The organism is Catellatospora sp. NPDC049609, from assembly GCF_040675365.1.
In the GTDB taxonomy this organism is placed as follows: Bacteria; Actinomycetota; Actinomycetes; order Mycobacteriales; family Micromonosporaceae; genus Catellatospora.
This window is the reverse complement of record NZ_JBFAOU010000151.1, coordinates 1-20,272: the sequence shown is the minus strand read 5'-3', so window position 1 is coordinate 20,272 and position 20,272 is coordinate 1. Positions and strand designations below refer to the sequence as shown.

The window sequence follows — 20,272 nt, the reverse complement described above, 5'->3', positions numbered from 1 at the left end:
TTGTTTGTGACGGGTGTTCTGATGTGTGAACTACCGATCGGGGCCAGACCGGGTCGGGGGGGCCCGGCGCGCGCCGTGCCCCCGCTGATACAGGGCGTCAGCCCTTCTGCTCGATCTGGCCGCGCACCTCGATCAGCTCGGCCTTGACCTCGTCGACGGTCTTGAAGTACCAGACCACCATGCCCAGGCTGCCGCTGTCGGCCCAGGCGCAGATCGCCATCGGCACGCCGTCGGACGTGGCGCTGCCGCACTTGGCGGTGCCGCCCAGCGGGCCGGCGGGGACCTTGGCGATGCCGGTGGCGGTCAGGCCGGAGGTCGCCATGCCGGTGAAGGCGTCGTCGAGCTCCTTCTCCGGGTTGCCCATCCGCGCGGACGCGGCGAACATCATGACCAGGTCCTTCTTGGCCGGGTCGCCGTAGAAGCCCGCCACCGCGTTGGACGCGGCCGGGACGGCGGCCTGGAAGCCGGTCTTCATGGTGGTCGCGAGCGACTTGAGCTCCGGGTCGGTCACCGGGGCACGCCCGGCGAGCGTGCTCGGCGCCACGACGGTGATCTTCGCAGCCTGCGCCTGCGCGGAGGCCGAGGCGATGATGCCGTCGATCTCTCCCTCGATCTTGTCGGCCGTGTCCTTGAAGAAGAAGTACGCACCGATGCCGCCACCGCCGCAGCAGACGATCAGCACGCCGATCACGATCGCGACCCACATGCCCACGCGCGACTTCTTCGGCGCCGGCGCCGGCGTGTAGGGAGCGGGCTGGCCAGGGTACGGCGGCGGGTAGTCGGGCGCGGGGGGTGGATAGGACATGAAAGAACTCCCGGGGTCGGAGGGGAAAGCCGCATCGTAGCGTTAGCCCGCGACAGGACGCTGCCGGTGAGTCGCCATCCCGTCCGCCGAACCGCCGCGCGCGCCCCGCGCGGCCGGACGAGGATGGAGGGCATGACCGCCACTCGGAGAATCGGCCGCGACGGGCCCGAGGTCAGCGCCATCGGGCTGGGCTGCATGGGGATGAGCTTCGCCTACGGGCAGCGCGACGACGAGGGCTCGGCCGCGACGCTGCGGCGCGCCCTCGACATCGGGGTGACCCACCTCGACACCGCCGACATGTACGGCTTCGGGCACAACGAGGAGCTGATCGGCCGCGTCCTCGGCGACCGCCGGGACGAGTACGTGCTCGCCACCAAGTTCGCCAACCGCGGCGAGGTGGACGCCCGGGGCGAGGTGGTGCGGCGCTGGGTCGACTCGTCGGCCGCGTGGGCCCGCCAGGCTCTGGAGGACTCGCTGCGCCGCCTGCGCACCGACCGGATCGACCTCTACTACATGCACCGCCGCAGCCCCGACGTGCCGATCGAGGAGACCGTCGGGGCCATGGCCGACTTCGTCAAGCAGGGCAAGGTGCGCTACCTCGGCCTGTCCGAGATCAGCCCCGCGACCCTGCGCGCCGCGCACGCGGTGCACCCGATCACCGCGGTGCAGATGGAGTACTCCCTGTTCACCCGGTTCGTCGAGGACGAGATGCTGGCGACCTGCCGCGAGCTCGGAGTCGGGCTGGTGGCGTACTCCCCCGTCGGCCGCGGCTGGCTCACCGGGAAGATCACCTCCCCGGAGGACCTGGCCGCCGACGACTTCCGCCGCACCGTGCCGCGCTTCGCCCAGGAGAACTTCGCCCACAACATGGCCCTGGTCGACGAGGTCCGCAAGGTCGCCGACGAGGTCGGCGCGACCCCCGCCCAGGCCGCCCTGGCCTGGCTGCTCTCCCGCGGCGACGACGTCCTGCCCATCCCCGGCACCAAGCGCGTGCCCTACCTGGAGGAGAACACGGCCGCCGCCGACCTGCACCTCTCCCCCGACCAGCTCCGCCGCCTCACCGACGCCGTCCCGCCCGGCGCCGTGGCCGGCGAACGCTACGCCCCCTCCGGCATGTCCACCGTCAACCAGTAACCCCGCCCCGCCGAAAGGAAGGGCACCTTCTTAACGCTATCCGTAGAGGAAGGTGCCCTTCTTAACGCGCAGCGGACGAAGATCGCCGTTCTGTGTCAGCACCTGGAGTCAGACCGCAGGTTCTGACACCGGACAGCGATCCTCCCGGGCGGCGCGTCCCGAGCCGGAACGCGACCGGGCTACTCCGACCGGGCGAGGACCGCCACCGCGGCCAGCATCAGCGCCGACCCGGCCGCGGCGGCCACGCTCAGCCGCTCGCCGAGCAGCCCCACCGCGATCAGCACCCCCGCCACCGGCTCCAGCAGCGTCACCACCGCCGTCACCGTCGCCGGGACCGCCGCCACGCCCGCGAAGAACAGCCGGTACGCCAGCGCCGTCGGCACCGCCCCGAGATACAGCAGCCACCCGGCCGTGCCCGCCATCCCGCTCCCCGACGGCAGCAGCCCCTCCGCGGCGGCCATCGGCAGCAGGCACAGCGCCGCCACCGCGAACGAGGCGACCGTGGCCCCGGACAGGTCGCCGCCCGCCCGCCGCGAGTAGATCGTCACCACCGCGTACCCGGCCGCCGACAGCAGCCCGCACGCGACGCCGAGCACCGGCGCGGACCCGGCCGCCCCGCCCCCGCCCACCAGCAGCACCAGCCCCGCCAGCCCCAGCACCACCGCACCGGTCCGCCCGGCCGTGAACGCCTCGCCCAGCGCGAACCGCGCCGCCACCGCGATCACCACCGGGCACGCGCCCAGCGTCACCACCGTGCCGACGGCCAGCCCGGCGAAGGCGATCGAGCCGTAGTACGCGGTCTGGTACACCGCCAGCCCCGCGCCCAGCACCAGCGCGTCGCGCCACCGGGCGCCGAGCCGCTCGCCGATCGCAAGGTGCAGCCCGACCAGCATGCCGATGCCGAACACCAGCCGCCAGAAGGACACCGCGACCGGCCCGAGGCCGCTGGTGCGGTAGAGGACCGCGGCGACCGCGCCGCCGGTGCCCCAGGCGGTCGCCGCGACCGCCACGTAGAACATGCCGCGCCCGTACGACGCGGTCCGGCCCGCGCGCACCGGCGCGAGCCCTTCGATGGACTCCATCTCTCCGTCTCCACTTGTCGATGGCCTGCGCTTCCGCTTCCGCGACGGGCCACCGGACGTGCGGCCGAGCCGTCACGTCAGTGGTGCTGCGCCGTCCGCCTCAGGCGACCGGCGGGGAGATGATCGAGTAAGCCATGCCGGCGATGCTAGCCGGGGAATGCGCCGCCCGGCCAACGGGTTGACCAGACCGTGGGAATCCTGGAGGAGTACGAGCGCGGAAGGCTGTTCTTCGACTACGGCGACTACATCACGGCTGCCAGGATCCTGGAGCCGGTGGTGGAGGAGGCGCCGGACGACGTCGCGCCCCGGCTGCTGCTGGCGCGCGCCTACTACCACTCGGCGCAGCTGAAGAAGTCCGAGACGCAGCTGCGGCTGATCCTGGACCACGACCCCGCCGAGCACTACGCCCACCTGATGCTGGGCCGCTGCCTGCAGCGGCAGAGCCGCCACGACGAGGCCCGCCCGCACATGCGCATTGCCGCCGCGATGGGCATCTGACGGTCGGACGTGCCCGGCGCTCAGCACGCCGGCGGCCAGGCGGGGTCGGCAGTCATGCCCCGATGCGGCCGCCGGCGGCATCGGGCACCGCTCAGTCGTGCTCGTAGTACTCGACGGTTATCCCGGTCCGGCGGACCGTGACCGTGGCGTGGTCGCCGAAGGCCTCCAGCACCACATCGTCGAAGGCGCCGCTCTCCAGGGCGTCCGCCAGCGCCCGGACCCGGTCGTAGCGCGCCTCGTCGTCGCCCTGGTAGGGCTGCTCCACGAACGGGCGCCGGCTGCAGTCCAGTGGGCAGCCGCCGAGCGTCGGGTGAGGGTCGTCGTACTTCCCGACGGCGAGGTCGCCGACGGACGCCTCCGGCTCGTCGGCGACCGTGCGCACCCAGAACCGCTCGACGTCGAACACGCACGGCTCGCCGTCGTTGAAGTACGGCGTGTACTGCCGCCAGCCGAACGCGACGATCCGATCGTCGTCGAGCACCGCGCGCAGCACGGGCTGCAGCTCCGACAGCGGGCGCTGCGGCACCCGGTCGCCGGGCGTGATGTCCCCCTCGACGGGGATGCCCAGGAAACTGGTGTGGCTCATCGGTCTTCCTCTCCCAACAGCACCGACAGCGGCACCTCCTTGCGCTGCGCGCCGGACATCCACGGCCTGATCGGCATCCCGGCGAGGTAGTCGGCGGGCGAGGGCAGCCAGCCCAGGTCCTCCAGGATGTGCCGCTCGGCGATCAACCGCACCGGGATGCGCTTGCGCCCGATCTGCAGCGTGTCACCGAAGACGCGCTGGCACAGGTACACCCCCGCGGTGTGGTGGTACATCGCGCGGTGTCGCACGTCGCCGATGATCTGCTTGGAGGAGTCGATGAACTCCTCGATGGCCAGGTAGTCCTCCGGCTCGCCGCCCCACTTGCGGGCGGCGGACTGCGCGTGGTGCCACGAGTTCATGCGCGGCACACTAGGCAGTGCCCCCGACAGTCCCGGGAGAGAGATGACCGAACGCAACGTGGTACGCCGGCTCGACCTCGGCTACTTCATCCGGCCCGCGGCGGAGGCCGGCACCCCGCACCCGCGGGTCGAGGCGGTGCTCGCCTACCTGGTGGACAGTGCGGACGGGCTGCTCCTGTTCGACACCGGTCTCGGGCGCGGTGACGACGGCACCGAGGCCCACTACCGCCCGCACCGCCGCCCGCTTCCCGAGGCCCTGGCCGAGCAGGGGGTACGCCTCGCCGACATCGCCCTGGTCGTCAACTGCCACCTGCACTTCGACCACATCGGCGGCAACCCGCTGCTGCCCGGCCGCCCGATCTTCACGCAGTCCGTCGAGCTGGCCACCGCACGGGCCGGGGACTACACCTTCGACCACCTGGTCGACTTCCCCGGCGCGGAGCTGCGCGAGCTCGACGGCGAGGCCGAGATAGCCCCCGGTGTGCGCGTCATCCCGACCCCCGGCCACACCGCCGGCCACCAGAGCCTGGTCGTGTCCCACCCCGACGGCTCCGTCACGGTGCTCGCCGGGCAGGCCTACGACCTCGCCACCGACTTCGGCTGCGCCGTGCTCGCCCGACGGGCCGCCGCCGACGGCGCCGCCGAGCCGCTCCCGCCGTACCAACCCTGGCTCGACGACGTCCTGGCCCTCGACCTCCGTCGCGTCCACTTCGCCCACGACGCCGCCACCTGGACCCCCTGACCCGGCACACCCCCGGCCACGCCTCGCCGCCCCGCGGTCGCCGCGCAGTTTCGGGGAATGTGCAGCATTCGCTGCGCCCATCCGCGCACTTTCCCCGAACTGCAGGGTCTGCTCCGGGTCGCCGGCGGGTGCGGTGCGGCGTGGTGCGGTGGCTGCGTGTGGGTTCGGCAGCGAGGAAGGGGCCGGGCACAAGCGCCCGGCCCCTTCCGACGTACGGTGTGTCAGCTGCAGCCGCTGGTGGAGCCGCAGCCCTCGCAGACGTAGCAGCTGCCCGCGGGGCGCATCTTGGTGCCGCAGGTGTAGCACAGCGGCGCGTCCGAGACCCGGCCCGTGATCGACTCCAGCACCTCGGTCGAGGAGCCGACCCGCGGCGCGGGCGCGGTCGCGGTGACCGTCGCCGGGGTGGCCTCGGCCGCCGGCGGGACGTAGTCCACGCCCTCCTCCTCGGCCCGCAGCCGCGCGGCGCGCTCGGCGGCGGTGAAGACGCCCAGCTCGGCCCGCTGCTCGTACGGCAGGAAGTCCAGCGCGAGGCGGCGGAAGATGTAGTCCATCACCGAGTTCGACAGGCGGATGTCCGGGTCGTCGGTCATGCCGGCGGGCTCGAACTTCATGTTCATGAACTTCTCGACGTACGTCTGCAGCGGCACGCCGTACTGCAGCGCGACCGACACGGCGATCGAGAACGCGTCCATGACGCCGGCCAGCGTGGAGCCCTGCTTGCCCAGCTTGAGGAAGACCTCGCCCAGGCCGTCGTCCGGGTAGGACGACGCCGTCAGGTAACCCTCGGCCTCGCCGACGGTGAACGACACGGTCTGCGACGGGCGCTTCTTCGGCAGCCGCTTGCGGACCGGGCGGTACTCGATGACCTTCTCCACGACCGGGGCCGACACCGGCGCGACGGCGGTGGCGGGGGCCGCCGGGGCCTCCTTCTTGGCGACCGACAGCGGCTGGCCGACCTTGCAGTTGTCGCGGTAGATCGCCAGGGCCTTGAGGCCGAGGCGCCAACCGTCGAAGTACATCTGCTCGACCTCTTCGACCGTCGCCGACTCCGGCATGTTGACGGTCTTGCTGATCGCGCCGGAGATGAACGGCTGCACCGCGGCCATCATCAGCACGTGGCCCATGGGCGCGATGGCGCGCTCGCCCATCGCGCAGTCGAACACCGCGTAGTGCTCCGGCTTGAGGCCGGGCGCGTCCACCACGTGGCCGTGCTCGGCGATGAACTCGGTGATCGCCTCGACCTGCTCCTCCTGGTAGCCCAGGTTGCGCAGCGCGCGCGGCACGGTCTGGTTGACGATCTGCATCGAGCCGCCGCCGACCAGCTTCTTGAACTTGACCAGCGCCAGGTCCGGCTCCACGCCGGTGGTGTCGCAGTCCATCATGAAGCCGATGGTGCCGGTGGGCGCGAGCACGCTGGCCTGGGAGTTGCGCCAGCCCTGCTTCTCACCGAGCGCGTTGCCGGTCTTCCACTGCTTCTGCGCCTCCTTGGCCACCAGGGTCGCGACCGCGCCCTCGGGCTTGAGGGCGTCCGCGGCGGCGGCGTGCTTGCGCATGACCCGCTGGTGCGGGGTCGCGTTGCGGGCGTAGCCGTCGTACGCGCCGACGACGCCGGCCAGCTCGGCCGAGCGCCGGTACGCGGCACCGGTCATCAGCGCGGTGATCGCGCCGGACAGCGAGCGGCCCGCGTCCGAGTCGTACGGCAGGCCCGACGCCATCAGCAGCGCGCCGAGGTTGGCGTACCCGATGCCGAGCTGCCGGTAGGCGCGGGTGTTCTCGGTGATCTTCTGGGTCGGGAAGTCCGCGAACGAGATGGAGATGTCCATCGCGGTGATCACGAACTCGACCGACTTGACGAAGCGGGCGATGTCGAACGAGCCGTCCTCGCCGAGGAACTTCATCAGGTTCAGCGAGGCCAGGTTGCACGAGGTGTCGTCCAGGTGCAGGTACTCCGAGCAGGGGTTGCTGGCCGTGATGCGGCCGGTCTCGGAGCAGGTGTGCCAGTCGTTGATGGTGTCGTCGTACTGGATGCCCGGGTCGGCGCACTCCCACGCGGCCTTGGCCAGCTTGCGGAACAGGTCCTTGGCGTCGACGGTGTCGATGACCCGGCCGTCGAGGCGGCCCAGCAGCTCGAACGGCTTGCCGTTCTCGACGGCGTCCATGAACTGGTCGGACACGCGCACCGAGTTGTTCGCGTTCTGGTACTGCACGCTGACGATGTCGCGGCCGCCCAGGTCCATGTCGAAGCCCGCGTCGCGCAGCGCGCGGATCTTGTCCTCCTCGCGCGCCTTGGTCGCGATGAACTCCTCGATGTCCGGGTGGTCCACGTCGAGGATGACCATCTTCGCCGCGCGCCGGGTGGCGCCGCCGGACTTGATGGTGCCGGCCGAGGCGTCGGCGCCGCGCATGAAGCTGACCGGGCCGGAGGCGGTGCCGCCGGAGGACAGCAGCTCGCGGCTGGCGCGGATGCGGGACAGGTTCACGCCGGAGCCGGAGCCGCCCTTGAAGATCAGGCCCTCCTCCTTGTACCAGTCCATGATGGAGTCGACCGAGTCGTCCACGGACAGGATGAAGCAGGCGCTGACCTGCTGCGGGCTGGCGGTGCCCACGTTGAACCAGACCGGGGAGTTGAAGCTGAACACCTGGTGCACCAGCATCCAGGTCAGCTCGTGCTCGAACACCTCGGCGTCGGCCGGGGTGGCGAAGTAGCCGTACTTCTCACCGGCGGCGCGGTAGGTCTTCACGACCCGGTCCACCAGCTGCTTTAGGCTCCACTCACGCTCGGGCGTGCCGACGGCGCCCCGGAAGTACTTCGTCGTCACGATGTTGGTCGCGTTGACGCTCCAGAACTCGGGGAACTCCACCCCGCGCTGCTCGAAGTTGATCGAGCCGTCGCGCCAGTTCGTCATGACGACGTCCCGGCGCTCCCAGGTGATCTCGTCGTACGGGTGGACTCCGTCCTTGGTCCACACCCGCTCGATCTTCAGACCTCCGGTGTTCGCCCGCGTGCGCTTGGCGCTCGCCGTGGCGTTCTCCCCCATCGTCAGCCCCCTCAAGGTTCTCTACTCAGCAACAAACAAACTGCACGTTCTGATGGCGGGCGGTCAGCCCGCGTGCTGACCGGCTGTCGCGGCCGGCTCCGCCTCGGTGTCCACGCCGCCCGGCTCTTGCCCATCGGCGGGATTTTCAACCGTCCCCGCGGGATCTTTTTTCGCCGCGGCACGCAGCGTCTCGATCTCGCGGATGAAGTCGTCGGCGGACTGGAAGTCCTGGTACACGCTGGCGAAGCGCAGGTACGCCACTTCGTCCAGGTCGCGCAGCGGGCCCAGGATGGCCAGCCCGACCTCCTGGCTGGGCACCTCCGCCGCGCCCCGGGCCCGGACCACCTCCTCGACCCGCTGCGCCAGCAGTGCGATCGAGTCGTCGTCCACCGGGCGGCCCTGGCAGGCCTTGCGCACCCCGTTCATGATCTTCGAGCGGCTGAACGGCTCGGTCACCCCGCTGCGCTTGACCACGGCCAGCACCGACTCCTCGACCGTGGTGAACCGCTTGCCACATTCGGGGCAGTGCCGGCGGCGGCGGATGATCTGGCCGTCCTCGGCCTCCCGGGAGTCCACCACGCGGGAGTCCGGGTGCCTGCAGTACGGGCATCGCATCGCTGTCACCTCCCACGTCGTCGTCGCACCCGGGTGGCGTGTCGACCCGCTTCCGGGCACGGCACCGCCGGCGGTCGCCGCGTCGCGGCCGCCCGGGGGTGGGTGCGGATGCGGGGGTACGGCCGACCCACCAGATGGGGCTCTTACCCCAATCTATGGGCGGTCGGCTCGGTGCCACCACAAGATGTGGTGTTGAAACTATGCCCCGGAGGCCTCGTAGGCAAGTTGAAACGCGCTTGCGAGTGGCGTGTCGCGGACAACAACACGTACCGTCACCCACACGTGAAACATGCGTGACACCATCGACAGAGTCGTACAGATGTTTGAAACTGACATCATGTCGCATTAGTGTGTCCGGTGAGAGTCGCCGCCACTGTCACTATCCACCGGAGGTCCGACATGTCCCCCACAGAGCGAGCGTCCCGGCCCGGTCGGCCGCCGGCCGCGCCCGCCGGCGCGGGGCCTCTGCGCGCGGTCTCCGCGACCAGCGCCTCCCCCGCGGATCTGCAGAACACGGACCTGAGCAGCCGGCAGAAGCGCATCCTCGCGGTCATCCGCGACTGGGTGGAGCAGCACGGCTACCCGCCCACCGTGCGCGAGATCGGCGAGGCGGTGGGCCTGGTGTCCCCGTCCTCGGTCGCCTACCAGCTCAAGGAGCTGGAGCGGAAGGGCTTCCTGCGCCGCGACCCGTCGCGCCCGCGCGCGGTGGACGTGCGCACCCCGGCCGAGCCGACCGACGACGAGGCGGCGCTGGCCGCCCGGCCCACCCCGGTCTACGTGCCGCTGCTGGGCCGCATCGCGGCCGGTGGCCCGATCCTGGCCGAGGAGTCGATCGAGGAGGTGCTGCCGCTGCCCCGCGAGCTGGTCGGCCAGGGCACCCTCTTCTCGCTGCAGGTCAAGGGTGACTCCATGATCGAGGCGGCGATCTGCGACGGCGACTGGGTCGTGGTGCGCCAGCAGCCCACCGCGGAGAACGGCGACATCGTGGCCGCGATGATCGACGGTGAGGCCACCGTCAAGGTCTACCGGCTGCGCGACGGGCACGTGCAGCTCATGCCGCGCAACCCGGCCTACGACCCGATCCCCGGCGACCAGGCGGTCATCCTCGGCAAGGTCGTCTTCGTGATGCGCCGCGTCTGATCCTTCCCGACAGCGACGAAGCGGCCCGCCCCCGTGAGGGGACGGGCCGCTTCCGCGTACGCGATCAGCGCTGGTACGGGTCGTACCCCTGCTGGTTCGGGTAACCGCCGTCGTAGTAGGCCGGCTCGGCCTGATAGTTCTGCTGGTAGCCGCCGCCGTACTGGCCGCCCTGCGGGCCGTGGCCCTGCTGGCCGCCGTAGCCGCCCTGGCCGTAGCCGGGGTCGTAGCCGCCGCCGGCCTGCGGGTAGCCCTGGCCGCCGTCGTAACCCTGACCGCCGTAGCCGCCCTGGCCGTAGCCGGGGTCGTAGCCGCCGCCCGCCTGCGGGTAACCCTGGCCGCCGTAGCCGCCCTGGTTGCCGTAGCCCTGGTCGTAACCCGGCTCGGCGTAGTAGCCGGACTGGTAGCCGCCCCCGCCCACGCCGGCCCCGACCGGGGCGAGCAGCGTGGTGGCGGAGTTGTCCGCGGGCACCAGGTCGTCGTCCTCGCCGCCCTTGCGGCCGCGCCGCTTGCGCGACTTCAGCACGCCGACCACGCCGAGCACGACCAGCAGCACCCCGAACACGCCGACCCCGCCGAGCGCCAGGTAGAGCTGGTCGATGCTGCTGAACAGGGACAGGTACCACGCCTTCTCGGTCTTCTTCGGGCCGTCGGCCGGCGCGACCTCGGTGAACTCCTTGACCGACGGCGTGTAGCTGAGCAGCACCGGGCTCTGCGCCTTGGTGTTAGGGCCCCTGGTGTGCTCGGTCTCCGAGATCGTCAGGAACTTGCTGCCGTCCGCCGAGTACGTGATGGCCTCGCCCATCGGCTCGTCAGGCAGGTGCGTGACCTTGGGCTCGTTCTTGGTCAACGCGCCGACGATATCGCCGTCCTTGATGTCCCACTCGTACGCGTCGGCGTACGTGCGCAGCACGACCTTGGTGCCGTCGCTGTTCTGCGCGGCTCCGGTCACCTGACGGCGGCCCAGGCTGGTGAACGGGTTGTTGGTGTCCGTGCGCAGCAGCGTGAGGGAGCCCAGCTCCTTCATCGGCACCGGTGTCGTGTTGTTCGCGGCGGGCGGCCACTCGGTCGGCGAGAACAGGTGCGTCTTCGGCCCCGCGGCGAAGTCCCAGTCCTTGGTGATGATGATCGGAGAGCCGTCCTTGCCGATCAGCAGCGCCTCGGCGTCGTACTTCTTTTCCGGGTACTTCATCCGGTACGGGCCGGTCACCTTGCCGGTCGCGATGGTGAAGTTCCACAGCGCGATGCTCGGCCGCTTCTGCTTGACAGTGAAGCTTTCGGTGATCTCCGAGTCGCCGGTGTCGGCGATCCAGATGGACTTGCCATCGGGGGCGAGCGCCATGTCCTCGGGGTCGAGCGCCCCGTCATTCTTGTAGCCGTAGCTGGTGCCCGAGACCTTGCACTTTTCGCTGACCTTGAAAATCTTCTCGCGGCTCGGGTCCGTCTCGCTGCCGTCGTTGATCATGTAGAACCCGCCGGCCGGGGCGGCGACCATGCCCGACAGTTCGGTGAGCCGGGAGTCGGTGATGGTGCACACCTTCGTGCCCGGCACGGCCTTGGCCGGAGCCGCACCTGAGGGAGCCGGGCTGGGCGCCGCACCTACCGGGGCGCTGACCAGCCCGACTCCAAGGCCGACCGTGGCGACGGCCGCACCTGCCTTCACCAGGAATCCCGTTAACCGCATCCGGACAGTTTGCCACGACCGGGCACGGTCTTGTGTAACCCGATTAATAAGTCACGATGCGTTTGCCACCCAGTCACTTTCCGTAATCGTAAATGTTCCCAGCTCAGCGGCCAGTTCGCGGTCGACACGCACGCGGAGCTGCGTTCCGGCGTCGGTGTGTCCGGAAGCCAGCACCTCACCCTTGCGGTGGACCTTCGCCACCAGGTCGCCCCGGTCGTACGGCACGCAGGCGAGCACCTCGACCGCCGGCACCGGCAGCTTCGACTCGATGACCTCGCGCAGCTCCTCGATGCCCTGCCCGCTGCGGGCGGAGACGAAGACCGCGTCCGGCCACTCCCGCTTGAGCCGCAGCAGCGTCTCCTGCGGGGCGGCGTCGGCCTTGTTGACCACGAGCAGCTCCGGCAGCCGGTCGGCGCCGACCTCGGCCAGCACCTCGCGCACCGCGCGCACCTGCTCCTCCGGGTCCGGATGGGCCCCGTCGACCACGTGCACCACCAGGTCCGCGGCGCCGACCTCCTCCAGCGTGGAGCGGAACGCCTCCACGAGCTGGTGCGGCAGGTGCCGCACGAAGCCGACCGTGTCGGACAGGGTGTACACCCGGCCGTCGCGCGCCGCGGTCCGGCGGGTCGCCGTGTCCAGGGTCGCGAACAGCGCGTCCTCCACCAGCACCCCGGCTCCGGTGAGCCGGTTGAGCAGGCTGGACTTGCCCGCGTTGGTGTACCCGGCGATGGCCACCGAGGGCACCGCGTTGGCGCGCCGGCCGGCCCGCTTGGTGTCGCGGATGACCCGCATCGCGCCGATCTCGCGCTTGAGCTTGGCGATCCGGGTGCGGATGCGCCTGCGGTCGGTCTCCAGCTTCGTCTCACCGGGACCGCGCAGACCCACGCCGCCGCCCGCGCCGCCGCCACGACCGGAACCACCGGTCTGCCGCGACAGCGCCTCGCCCCAACCGCGCAGGCGGGGCACCAGGTACTGCAGCTGAGCCAGCTCGACCTGGGCCTTGCCCTCCTTGCTCTTGGCGTGCTGGGCGAAGATGTCCAGGATCAGGGCGGTCCGGTCGACCACCTTGACCTTGATCCGCTCCTCCAGGTTGCGCAGCTGGCTCGGGGAAAGCTCACCGTCGCAGATCACGGTGTCGGCACCGGTCGACTCCACCGCCGCCCGGAGCTCGTCGACCTTGCCACGGCCGATGAACGTCGCGGCGTCAGGCTGGCTGCGCCGCTGGATCAGGCCCTCCAGCACCTGCGAGCCGGCGGTCTCCGCGAGCGCGGCGAGCTCCGTGAGGGAGTTCTCCGCGTCCACGACGGTGCCGGAGGTCCAGACGCCCACCAGCACCACCCGCTCCAGCCGCAGCTGCCGGTACTCGACCTCGGTGACGTCGGTGAGCTCGGTGGAGAGCCCGGCTACCCGGCGCAGTGAGTTGCGCTCGGAGAGTTCGAGGTCACCGGTGGTCTCTTCGGCCACCAGGATGTCGGGGAAAGTAGGCAAATCTGCTCCTCCGTCTTACTCGACGATCTGTCGGCTTCAAGGTTGGCACGGAAGTAACGGCAGCGCACCTGCATTGCTTCCCGGTCCCGCGACGCGGTCCGCACCGACGGGGTTACCGAGGGGTTCAGCAGGCGCTTCGGGCCTAGTGCCCACGTGGTGGGAAGATGAAACTCGACTGATCTCACGAAAGGCGACATCGTGCCCACAACCCGCCTGCCCAGCGCCGGATACTCCATCACCGTACGTGTGGCGGTCATCGCCGACTCCTCGGCGATCGGCCGGCTCACCATGGCCGTGGGCGAGGCGGGCGCCATCGTCACCGCCGTCGACGTGGTCGACTCCGACCACCTGCGCGTGGTAGCCGACGTCACCTGCGACACCGCCGACAGCGCCCACGCCGACCAGGTCGTCAAGGCCCTGGAGGCGATGGACGGCGTGGAGGTCCGCAAGGTCTCCGACCGCACCTTCCTGCTCCACCTCGGCGGCAAGATCGAGGTCACCTCCAAGGTCAACCTCAAGACCCGTGACGAGCTGTCGCGCGCGTACACGCCGGGTGTGGCCCGGGTCTGCCAGGCCATCGCCGACAACCCCGACGACGCCCGCCGCCTGACCATCAAGCGCAACACCGTCGCCGTGGTCACCGACGGCTCGGCCGTGCTCGGCCTGGGCAACCTCGGCCCGGCCGCCGCATTGCCCGTGATGGAGGGCAAGGCCGCCCTGTTCAAGCGCTTCGGCGGCGTGGACGCCTGGCCGGTCTGCCTCGACACGCAGGACACCGAGGAGATCATCAGCATCGTCAAGGCGATCGCCCCGGTGTACGGCGGCATCAACCTGGAGGACATCGCCGCGCCGCGCTGCTTCGAGATCGAGGCCCGGCTGCGCGAGCTGCTCGACATCCCCGTCTTCCACGACGACCAGCACGGCACCGCGATCTGCGTGCTCGCCGCGCTGACCAACGCGCTGCGGGTGGTCGGCAAGAAGCTCAGCGAGGTCAAGGTCGTGGTCTCCGGCGCCGGCGCCGCCGGTACGGCGATCATGAAGTTGCTGCTGCGCCAGGGCGTCGGCGACGTCATCGCGTACGACCGCCGCGGCGCGCTGCACCGCGACATGTCCGGCCTCGGCCCGAACTGGCAGTGGCTGGTCGAGCACACGAACAAGGAGAACTACTCCGGCGACCTGCCCGGCGCCATCGCCGGCGCCGACGTGTTCATCGGCGTGTCCGCCCCGAACCTGCTCACCGGCGACGACATCGCCCGGATGGCGCCGAACGCGATCGTGTTCGCGCTGGCCAACCCCGATCCGGAGGTCGACCCGCGGGAGGCCCGCAAGCACGCCGCGGTGGTCGCGACCGGCCGCTCCGACCAGCCCAACCAGATCAACAACGTGCTGGCCTTCCCCGGCGTCTTCCGCGGCATGCTCGACGCGCAGGCCCGCGAGTTCACCGAGGAGATGGCGCTGGCCGCGGCGATGGCGATCGCCGACGTGGTGGGCGAGGAGAAGCTGAACCCGAGCGTCATCGTGCCCAGCGTCTTCGACTCCCGGGTCGCCCCCGCCGTCGCGGCCGCCGTCCGCGCCGTCGCCCAGCAGTCCGCCACCACCCCGGCCCTCGACTCCGACCCGGCCCCCACCCCGGAGCCCTGACCCCTGGATCGTCCGACTTGCCAGGCAGATGGGCGTATCTTGACCGCCCTTTCGCCCACTTGCCCGGCAAGTCGGACGATCATCCGACCGCACCCGCCCGCGAACCGGACATACCGCCCAGCTGGCGGGGTGTGCCCGGGGATGATCGGCGTTTCGGGTCAGAAAGTGTCCGGCCTCGGGCGCGACAAGCGGAGCGCCGCGTGACCGGAGGTGTCCGGCGCGCGACCAGGCCCGAGCGCCGCGTGAGCCAGGCGGGAGAGCGCGCCGCGCGAGAGGGGCGCCGCCGTGGCCGGGGCGGGCTCAGGACGGGCGGCGGGTGAGGGCGGCGGGGTCGAGTTCGCCGGTGAAGGTGAGGACGGCGGGGCCGGCCAGCCAGGAGGTGTGCTCGTCCAGGGTGACCTGGAGGCGGCCGCCGGGCACGTCGACCGTGACGGTGCCGGCGTCGCGGCCGCTGGTGACCAGGGCGGCCACGCCGACGGCGGTCGCGCCGGTGCCGCAGGACATGGTCTCGCCGGAGCCGCGCTCGTACACCCGCATGCGCCGGTGGTCCTCGGCGACCTGGACCGAGAACTCGACGTTCACCCCGGCCGGGAACAGCGCGGCGTCGGTGTCCGGCGCGCGGCTCAGGTCGACCGATGCGGCCACCTCGGCGGGCACGTCGCAGACCAGGTGCGGGTTGCCCATCGAGATCGCCAGACCCGGGTAGGTCACCCCGTCGATGGTCGCGCTCGACGTGCCGAGCAGCCGCGGCGCGGCCATGTCGACGCGGATCAGGTCGCCCTCGACGTACGCCGTGCGCAGCCCGCCCCGCGTGGCCAGCGGGACCACGTCGCCGGCCAGGCCGGTGGTGTGCAGGTAGCGGGCGAAGACGCGCACGCCGTTGCCGCACATCTCCGACAGCGAGCCGTCGGAGTTCCAGTAGTCCATGAACCACCGCGCGGCCGGGTCGGCCGAGGGCTGCACGCGCAGCACGCCGTCGCCGCCGATGCCGAAGCGGCGGTCGCAGAGCGCGGCGACCAGGGCGGGCGTCAGCTCGACGGTCCCCTCGAGATCCTCGATGATCACGAAGTCGTTGCCGGTGCCGTGTCCCTTGGTGAACTTCACGGCGTCTCCCTCACCATCCGCAGCGCCTGCTCCACCAGGTCGGGGGCGGCGCCGTCGAGCCAGCGTACCGAGGGGTCGCGGCGCAGCCACGAGCGCTGGCGCCGGACGAACCGGCGCGTCCCGGTGACCGTGTCGTCGTACGCCTGCTGCTCGGTGCACGTGCCCTCGAAGTACGCCAGCACCTGCTGGTAGCCGAGGGCCCGCGACGCGGTGAGGCTGCCCGCGAGGCCCTGCGGCAGCAGCCCGCGCACCTCGTCGAGCAGGCCGTCGGCCCACATCCCGGCGACCCGGCGGGCGATCCGCTCGTCGAGGTCGGCGCGGTCGACGGCGAGCTGGAGCACGGGGTAGACCGGGACCGGGTCGGGCAGCGACGCGGTGAACCGCTTGCCGGTGATCTCGATGACCTCCAGCGCGCGCACGATCCGCCGCCCGTTGCTGTCGAGGATCTTGTCGGCGGCCGCGGGGTCGGCGGCGCGCAGCCGGGCGTGCAGCACCCCGGGGCCGACCCGGGCCAGCTCGGTCTCCAGCCGGGCGCGCACCGCGGCGTCGGTGCCGGGGAAGGAGAAGTCCTCCAGCACGGCCCGCTGGTAGAGGCCGGACCCGCCGACGAGCAGCGCCACCCGGCCGCGCGCCTGGATCGCGTCGATCGCCTCGCGGGCCAGCCGCTGGTACTGCGCGACGCTGGCGGGTTCGCTGACCGGCCAGATGTCGAGCAGGTGGTGCGGCACGCCCTGCCGCTCGACCGTGGTCAGCTTCGCGGTCCCGATGTCCATGCCCCGGTAGAGCTGCATCGAGTCGCAGTTGACCACCTCGCCGCCCAGGGCGTGCGCCAGCGCGATCGACAGCGCCGACTTCCCGGCGGCGGTCGGCCCGACCACCGCGATCACCGTTGGGCCGGTCAGCCCGTCCCTATCGTTCACCCGCACGGCACAACCGTAATCGGATCGTGCCCTGAACAGCGGGGTGGACCAGGTGCGTCCCGGCCGCCGACCCCGTAAGGTCACCTTGTCCTGGGCGCGTGCCGCGCGCCCAGCCGGACCTGTGACAATGCTGAAGGAGAGAAGAGGCGTACTCTCCCCGGTGAACACGGGTAACTGCGCTATGGCGGCGACCTCGCAGAAAGTGCGGGGTTCGGTCGGGAAGAACGAGGATGGGCACATCATGAGCGACTGGGCATCGTATGGCCGGGTGGACGCGGACGGCACGGTCTGGGTGAAGTCGGCCGCGGGCGAGCGGGCCGTCGGATCATGGCAGGCCGGCACCCCCGAGGAGGGGCTGGCGCACTTCGTCCGCCGGTACGAGGATCTCGTCACCGAGGTCGACCTGATCGAGACCCGGCTCAACTCGGGGGCCGCCGACGCCTCGCAGACCCTCACCACCGTGAAGCGGCTGCGTGCCGGCCTGGACGAGGCGCACGTGGTCGGCGACATCGACGGCCTCGCCGCCCGTCTGGACCGGCTGACCACCCTCGCCGAAGAGAAGGCGGGCGCCGCGAAGGCCGCCCGCGACGCCGCGCGCGCAGACGCCGTCGCCCGTAAGAACGCCCTGGTCGAGGAGGCGGAGAAGCTCGCCGCCGAGTCCACCAGCTGGAAGGCGACCGGCGACCGGTTCAAGGAGATCCTCGACGAGTGGAAGACCATCCGCGGGGTCGACAAGAAGACCGACGGTGAGCTGTGGAAGCGGTTCTCGGTCGCCCGGGACAGCTTCACCCGCCGCCGCGGCGGCCACTTCGCCACCCTCGACGCCGCCCGCAAGCAGGCGCAGTCCGTTAAGGACGACCTCGTCGCCGAGGCCGAGTCGCTGACCGAGTCGACCGACTGGGCGGCCACCGCGGCCCGGCTCAAGGAGCTGATGGCGGCGTGGAAGACCGCGCCGCGCGCCTCCAAGGAGGCCGAGCAGAAGCTGTGGGACCGGTTCCGGGCCGCGCAGGACGCGTTCTTCACCCGGCGCAGCGAGGTCTTCTCCGCCCGGGACAACGAGCAGAAGGCCGCCCTGGCCCGCCGCCAGGAGCTGCTGACGCAGGCCGAGGCGATCGACGTCGACGCCGACCCGAAGGCCGCGCAGAACGCGCTCCGCGAGATCCAGGGCCAGTGGCACGACACCGGCCGAGTGCCGCGCGAGAACGTCGCGAGCCTGGACCGCCGCCTGCGTGCCGTCGAGGACAAGGTCCGCGACGCGATGGACGCCGCGTGGCGGCGCACCGAGCCGTCGGCCAACCCGCTGCTCAAGCAGATGCGCGAGCAGGTGGCCGAGGCCGAGGCGCGGCTGGAGCGGGCGCAGGCCGCCGGCGACGCCAAGCGCATCAAGGAGGCCGAGCAGGCCCTGGCGGGCAAGCGCAACTTCTTGGCTTTGGCCGAGAAGTCGAGCTGATCTGCTTGGCCTTGGCCGAGAAGTCGAGCTGAGTCTCAGTAGCTGAAGCAAGGGGGCGGTCGCGCGAGCGGCCGCCCCCTTGCTGTGTACGCGGTCGCGGGTGCACGATGTACCCCGGAGCCAGGGCAGGCACGCATTCCCGATCAGTTCGTCCGTTGTGGATGGAGCATCGAAATGCGCTGGAAGACCCGCACGGCCGCGTTCACCGCGGCCGCGGCCGCCACCCTCGCCGCCGCGGCCACCGCCCTGGTGGCGGTCACCTTCTCCCCCGCGCCCGCCAGCGCCGACACCGGCACCGGCTACCTGCGCACCAGCGGCCGCAACATCGTCGACAGCACCGGCCGGGTGGTCCGGCTGACCGGCATCAACTGGTTCGGCATGGAGACCGACAACCGGACGTTCCACGGGCTGTGGGCCAGCGCCCCGGCCACCTGGCGCGGGCAGCTCGACCGGATGGCCTCGCTCGGCTTCAACACCCTGCGCGTGCCGTACTCCGGCGATGCGCTCAAGCCCGGCGCGACCGCCACCGGCATCAACGACTTCACCAACCCGGACCTGATCGGCCTGTCCCCGCTGCAGATCCTCGACAAGGTCATCGAGTACGCCGGCACCAAGGGCATGCGCGTGATCCTGGACCGGCACCGGCCGACCGCGGCCGGGCAGACCCCGCTGTGGTACACGGCCACGGTGTCCGAGGCCAGCATGATCGCGGACTGGCAGCTGCTGGCCCGGCGGTACGCGGGCAACCCGACGGTGATCGGGGCGGACCTGTTCAACGAGCCGCACGCCGAGGGCACCGACCCGAACGCGACCGGCGCCTGCTGGGGCTGCGACGTGCAGGCCCGGGACTGGCGGCTGGCCGCCGAGCGGATCGGCAACGCGGTCCTGCAGGCCAACTCCGACTGGCTGATCTTCGTCGAGGGCGTGAGCTGCCTGTCCGGCGGCGTCGCGAACGAGTGGGACGGCATCCCGGACGACCCGATGGCCTGTGACTGGTGGGGCGGCAACCTGTCCGCCGCGATCGACAAGCCGGTCCGCCTCAACGTCGCCAACCGGCTGGTCTACGCCCCGCACGACTACGGCATCTCGGTGTACGACCGGCAGGACTGGTTCGAGGACCCGAACTTCCCGAACAACCTGCCCGCCGTCTGGGACCACTTCTGGGGCAAGATCGCCAAGCAGAACGTGGCCCCGATCCTGGTCGGCGAGTTCGGCAGCACGCTGGCCAACCCGCTGGACACGCAGTGGCTGACCAAGCTGATGAGCTACATCGGCGAGAACGGGCTGTCGTTCACGTACTGGTCGTGGAACCCGAACTCCGGTGACACCGGCGGCATCGCGCTGGACGACTGGTACTCGATCAACCAGACGAAGTACAACATCCTCCAGCCGTACCTGAACCCGCCGTCGGGCAACCCGAACCCGACCACGCCCGGCCCGTCGGTGTCGCCATCGCGCTCGGCCTCGCCGTCCCCGTCGGCCTCGCGGTCGCCGTCGCCGTCACCGTCGATCTCGCCCTCCCGGCCGCCGTCGCCGTCGCCCTCGGTCTCGCCGTCGGCCAACCCGCCGGGGGCCTGCACCCGGGTGATCACGATCATCAACTCGTGGCCGGGCGGCTACCAGGCCGAGATCAAGGTCACCAACATCGGGACGAGCACGCTCAACCCGTGGACGGTGACCTGGACGGTGCCCAGCGGGGTCACCCTGAGCAGCGGCTGGAACGCCACGGTGACGCAGAGCGGGACCACGATCACGGCGGCCGCGCCGAGCTGGGCCGCCGCGCTGGCCCCGAGCGGCAGCGTGACCATCGGGTACACCGCGACCGGGCCGTCGTCGCCGGCCCCGAGCAACGTGCGGCTCAACGGCGCGGTCTGCTCCTGACCGCCTTTGCTCTGCACACATATACGCACGCGCGGCTCTGGGCGAGCGCGGCCAGTCCGTGCTCGCCCGCCGACTCGATGGTCAGCGTGCCGCAGCCGAGCAGCCGCT

Annotated in this window: 17 protein-coding genes; 7 read left to right on the top strand and 10 right to left on the bottom strand. The window is 71.3% G+C overall.

Annotated features, from left to right (window positions below; translation table 11 throughout):
• Positions 1–97 precede the first annotated feature (97 nt).
• Entirely contained in the window at positions 98–805 is a 708-nt protein-coding gene (locus tag AB0J67_RS30565; protein ID WP_363487321.1) for a hypothetical protein, read from the bottom strand.
• Between the two features lie 132 nt (positions 806–937).
• On the opposite strand from AB0J67_RS30565, the gene AB0J67_RS30560 reads away from it, so the two are divergent.
• Positions 938–1,939, top strand: coding sequence for an aldo/keto reductase (locus AB0J67_RS30560; RefSeq protein ID WP_363487319.1), 1,002 nt, complete (start codon positions 938–940; stop codon positions 1,937–1,939).
• 179 nt (positions 1,940–2,118) lie between these two features.
• Here the strand turns inward: AB0J67_RS30560 and AB0J67_RS30555 are convergent, their stop codons facing one another.
• Positions 2,119–3,021, bottom strand: a complete 903-nt coding sequence (locus AB0J67_RS30555) for a DMT family transporter (RefSeq protein ID WP_363487317.1) — start codon at positions 3,019–3,021, stop codon at positions 2,119–2,121.
• A 189-nt stretch (positions 3,022–3,210) separates the two neighbouring features.
• On the opposite strand from AB0J67_RS30555, the gene AB0J67_RS30550 reads away from it, so the two are divergent.
• Positions 3,211–3,519 (top strand): tetratricopeptide repeat protein, encoded by a 309-nt coding sequence (locus AB0J67_RS30550; protein ID WP_363487315.1) that lies wholly within the window; start codon positions 3,211–3,213, stop codon positions 3,517–3,519.
• Between the two features lie 91 nt (positions 3,520–3,610).
• On the opposite strand, the gene AB0J67_RS30545 is transcribed toward AB0J67_RS30550, so the two are convergent.
• Positions 3,611–4,105, bottom strand: a complete 495-nt coding sequence (locus AB0J67_RS30545) for a hypothetical protein (protein WP_363487313.1) — start codon at positions 4,103–4,105, stop codon at positions 3,611–3,613.
• Positions 4,102–4,464: a hypothetical protein gene (locus AB0J67_RS30540; protein WP_363487311.1), complete on the bottom strand. Its 363-nt coding sequence runs from the start codon at positions 4,462–4,464 to the stop codon at positions 4,102–4,104. Before AB0J67_RS30540 ends, AB0J67_RS30545 begins: the two co-directional genes overlap by 4 nt.
• Positions 4,465–4,507: 43 nt before the next feature.
• Between AB0J67_RS30540 and AB0J67_RS30535 the strand changes: the two genes are divergently transcribed.
• Positions 4,508–5,206 (top strand): MBL fold metallo-hydrolase, encoded by a 699-nt coding sequence (locus AB0J67_RS30535; protein ID WP_363487308.1) that lies wholly within the window; start codon positions 4,508–4,510, stop codon positions 5,204–5,206.
• 221 nt (positions 5,207–5,427) lie between these two features.
• On the opposite strand, the gene AB0J67_RS30530 is transcribed toward AB0J67_RS30535, so the two are convergent.
• Positions 5,428–8,244, bottom strand: coding sequence for a vitamin B12-dependent ribonucleotide reductase (locus AB0J67_RS30530; protein WP_363487306.1), 2,817 nt, complete (start codon positions 8,242–8,244; stop codon positions 5,428–5,430).
• A 63-nt stretch (positions 8,245–8,307) separates the two neighbouring features.
• Positions 8,308–8,859, bottom strand: coding sequence for a transcriptional regulator NrdR (gene nrdR / locus AB0J67_RS30525; protein WP_363487304.1), 552 nt, complete (start codon positions 8,857–8,859; stop codon positions 8,308–8,310).
• Between the two features lie 399 nt (positions 8,860–9,258).
• Between nrdR and lexA the strand changes: the two genes are divergently transcribed.
• A complete protein-coding gene (gene lexA / locus AB0J67_RS30520) occupies positions 9,259–9,999 on the top strand; it encodes a transcriptional repressor LexA (protein WP_363487302.1) in 741 nt (246 codons plus the stop codon).
• Positions 10,000–10,063: 64 nt separating this feature from the next.
• Here the strand turns inward: lexA and AB0J67_RS30515 are convergent, their stop codons facing one another.
• Both AB0J67_RS30515 and hflX read right to left on the bottom strand, forming a co-directional pair.
• Entirely contained in the window at positions 10,064–11,680 is a 1,617-nt protein-coding gene (locus AB0J67_RS30515) for a hypothetical protein (RefSeq protein WP_363487300.1), read from the bottom strand.
• A gap of 51 nt (positions 11,681–11,731) precedes the next feature.
• Positions 11,732–13,168 carry a GTPase HflX gene (hflX, locus tag AB0J67_RS30510; RefSeq protein WP_363487298.1) on the bottom strand — a complete coding sequence of 479 codons (1,437 nt, stop codon included), beginning with the start codon at positions 13,166–13,168 and terminating at the stop codon, positions 11,732–11,734.
• A 198-nt stretch (positions 13,169–13,366) separates the two neighbouring features.
• Here hflX and AB0J67_RS30505 point away from each other — a divergent pair, with 198 nt between their 5' ends.
• Positions 13,367–14,809 (top strand): NAD-dependent malic enzyme, encoded by a 1,443-nt coding sequence (locus tag AB0J67_RS30505; RefSeq protein WP_363487296.1) that lies wholly within the window; start codon positions 13,367–13,369, stop codon positions 14,807–14,809.
• Positions 14,810–15,109: 300 nt separating this feature from the next.
• Here AB0J67_RS30505 and dapF read toward each other — a convergent pair whose 3' ends face one another.
• Both dapF and miaA read right to left on the bottom strand, forming a co-directional pair.
• Positions 15,110–15,913, bottom strand: a complete 804-nt coding sequence (dapF, locus tag AB0J67_RS30500) for a diaminopimelate epimerase (RefSeq protein ID WP_363487294.1) — start codon at positions 15,911–15,913, stop codon at positions 15,110–15,112.
• Positions 15,910–16,839, bottom strand: coding sequence for a tRNA (adenosine(37)-N6)-dimethylallyltransferase MiaA (gene miaA, locus AB0J67_RS30495; RefSeq protein ID WP_363487292.1), 930 nt, complete (start codon positions 16,837–16,839; stop codon positions 15,910–15,912). Before miaA ends, dapF begins: the two co-directional genes overlap by 4 nt.
• Positions 16,840–17,074: 235 nt before the next feature.
• On the opposite strand from miaA, the gene AB0J67_RS30490 reads away from it, so the two are divergent.
• Together AB0J67_RS30490 and AB0J67_RS30485 are read left to right on the top strand one after the other, a co-directional pair.
• Complete coding sequence (locus AB0J67_RS30490) at positions 17,075–18,283, top strand: DUF349 domain-containing protein (protein ID WP_363487290.1); 1,209 nt, start codon at positions 17,075–17,077, stop codon at positions 18,281–18,283.
• A gap of 174 nt (positions 18,284–18,457) precedes the next feature.
• Complete coding sequence (locus AB0J67_RS30485; protein ID WP_363487288.1) at positions 18,458–20,164, top strand: cellulase family glycosylhydrolase; 1,707 nt, start codon at positions 18,458–18,460, stop codon at positions 20,162–20,164.
• Positions 20,165–20,272 lie beyond the last annotated feature (108 nt).

What these genes read in the sequence shown, in the direction of transcription:
- AB0J67_RS30565 (WP_363487321.1), bottom strand. Translation starts at nt 805, where the DNA reads ATGTCCTATCCACCCCCCGCGCCCGACTACCCGCCGCCGTACCCTGGC.
- AB0J67_RS30560 (WP_363487319.1), top strand. Translation starts at nt 938, where the DNA reads ATGACCGCCACTCGGAGAATCGGCCGCGACGGGCCCGAGGTCAGCGCC.
- AB0J67_RS30555 (WP_363487317.1), bottom strand. Translation starts at nt 3,021, where the DNA reads ATGGAGTCCATCGAAGGGCTCGCGCCGGTGCGCGCGGGCCGGACCGCG.
- AB0J67_RS30545 (WP_363487313.1), bottom strand. Translation starts at nt 4,105, where the DNA reads ATGAGCCACACCAGTTTCCTGGGCATCCCCGTCGAGGGGGACATCACG.
- AB0J67_RS30540 (WP_363487311.1), bottom strand. Translation starts at nt 4,464, where the DNA reads ATGAACTCGTGGCACCACGCGCAGTCCGCCGCCCGCAAGTGGGGCGGC.
- AB0J67_RS30535 (WP_363487308.1), top strand. Translation starts at nt 4,508, where the DNA reads ATGACCGAACGCAACGTGGTACGCCGGCTCGACCTCGGCTACTTCATC.
- AB0J67_RS30530 (WP_363487306.1), bottom strand. Translation starts at nt 8,244, where the DNA reads ATGGGGGAGAACGCCACGGCGAGCGCCAAGCGCACGCGGGCGAACACC.
- nrdR (WP_363487304.1), bottom strand. Translation starts at nt 8,859, where the DNA reads ATGCGATGCCCGTACTGCAGGCACCCGGACTCCCGCGTGGTGGACTCC.
- lexA (WP_363487302.1), top strand. Translation starts at nt 9,259, where the DNA reads ATGTCCCCCACAGAGCGAGCGTCCCGGCCCGGTCGGCCGCCGGCCGCG.
- AB0J67_RS30515 (WP_363487300.1), bottom strand. Translation starts at nt 11,680, where the DNA reads ATGCGGTTAACGGGATTCCTGGTGAAGGCAGGTGCGGCCGTCGCCACG.
- AB0J67_RS30490 (WP_363487290.1), top strand. Translation starts at nt 17,075, where the DNA reads ATGAGCGACTGGGCATCGTATGGCCGGGTGGACGCGGACGGCACGGTC.
- AB0J67_RS30485 (WP_363487288.1), top strand. Translation starts at nt 18,458, where the DNA reads ATGCGCTGGAAGACCCGCACGGCCGCGTTCACCGCGGCCGCGGCCGCC.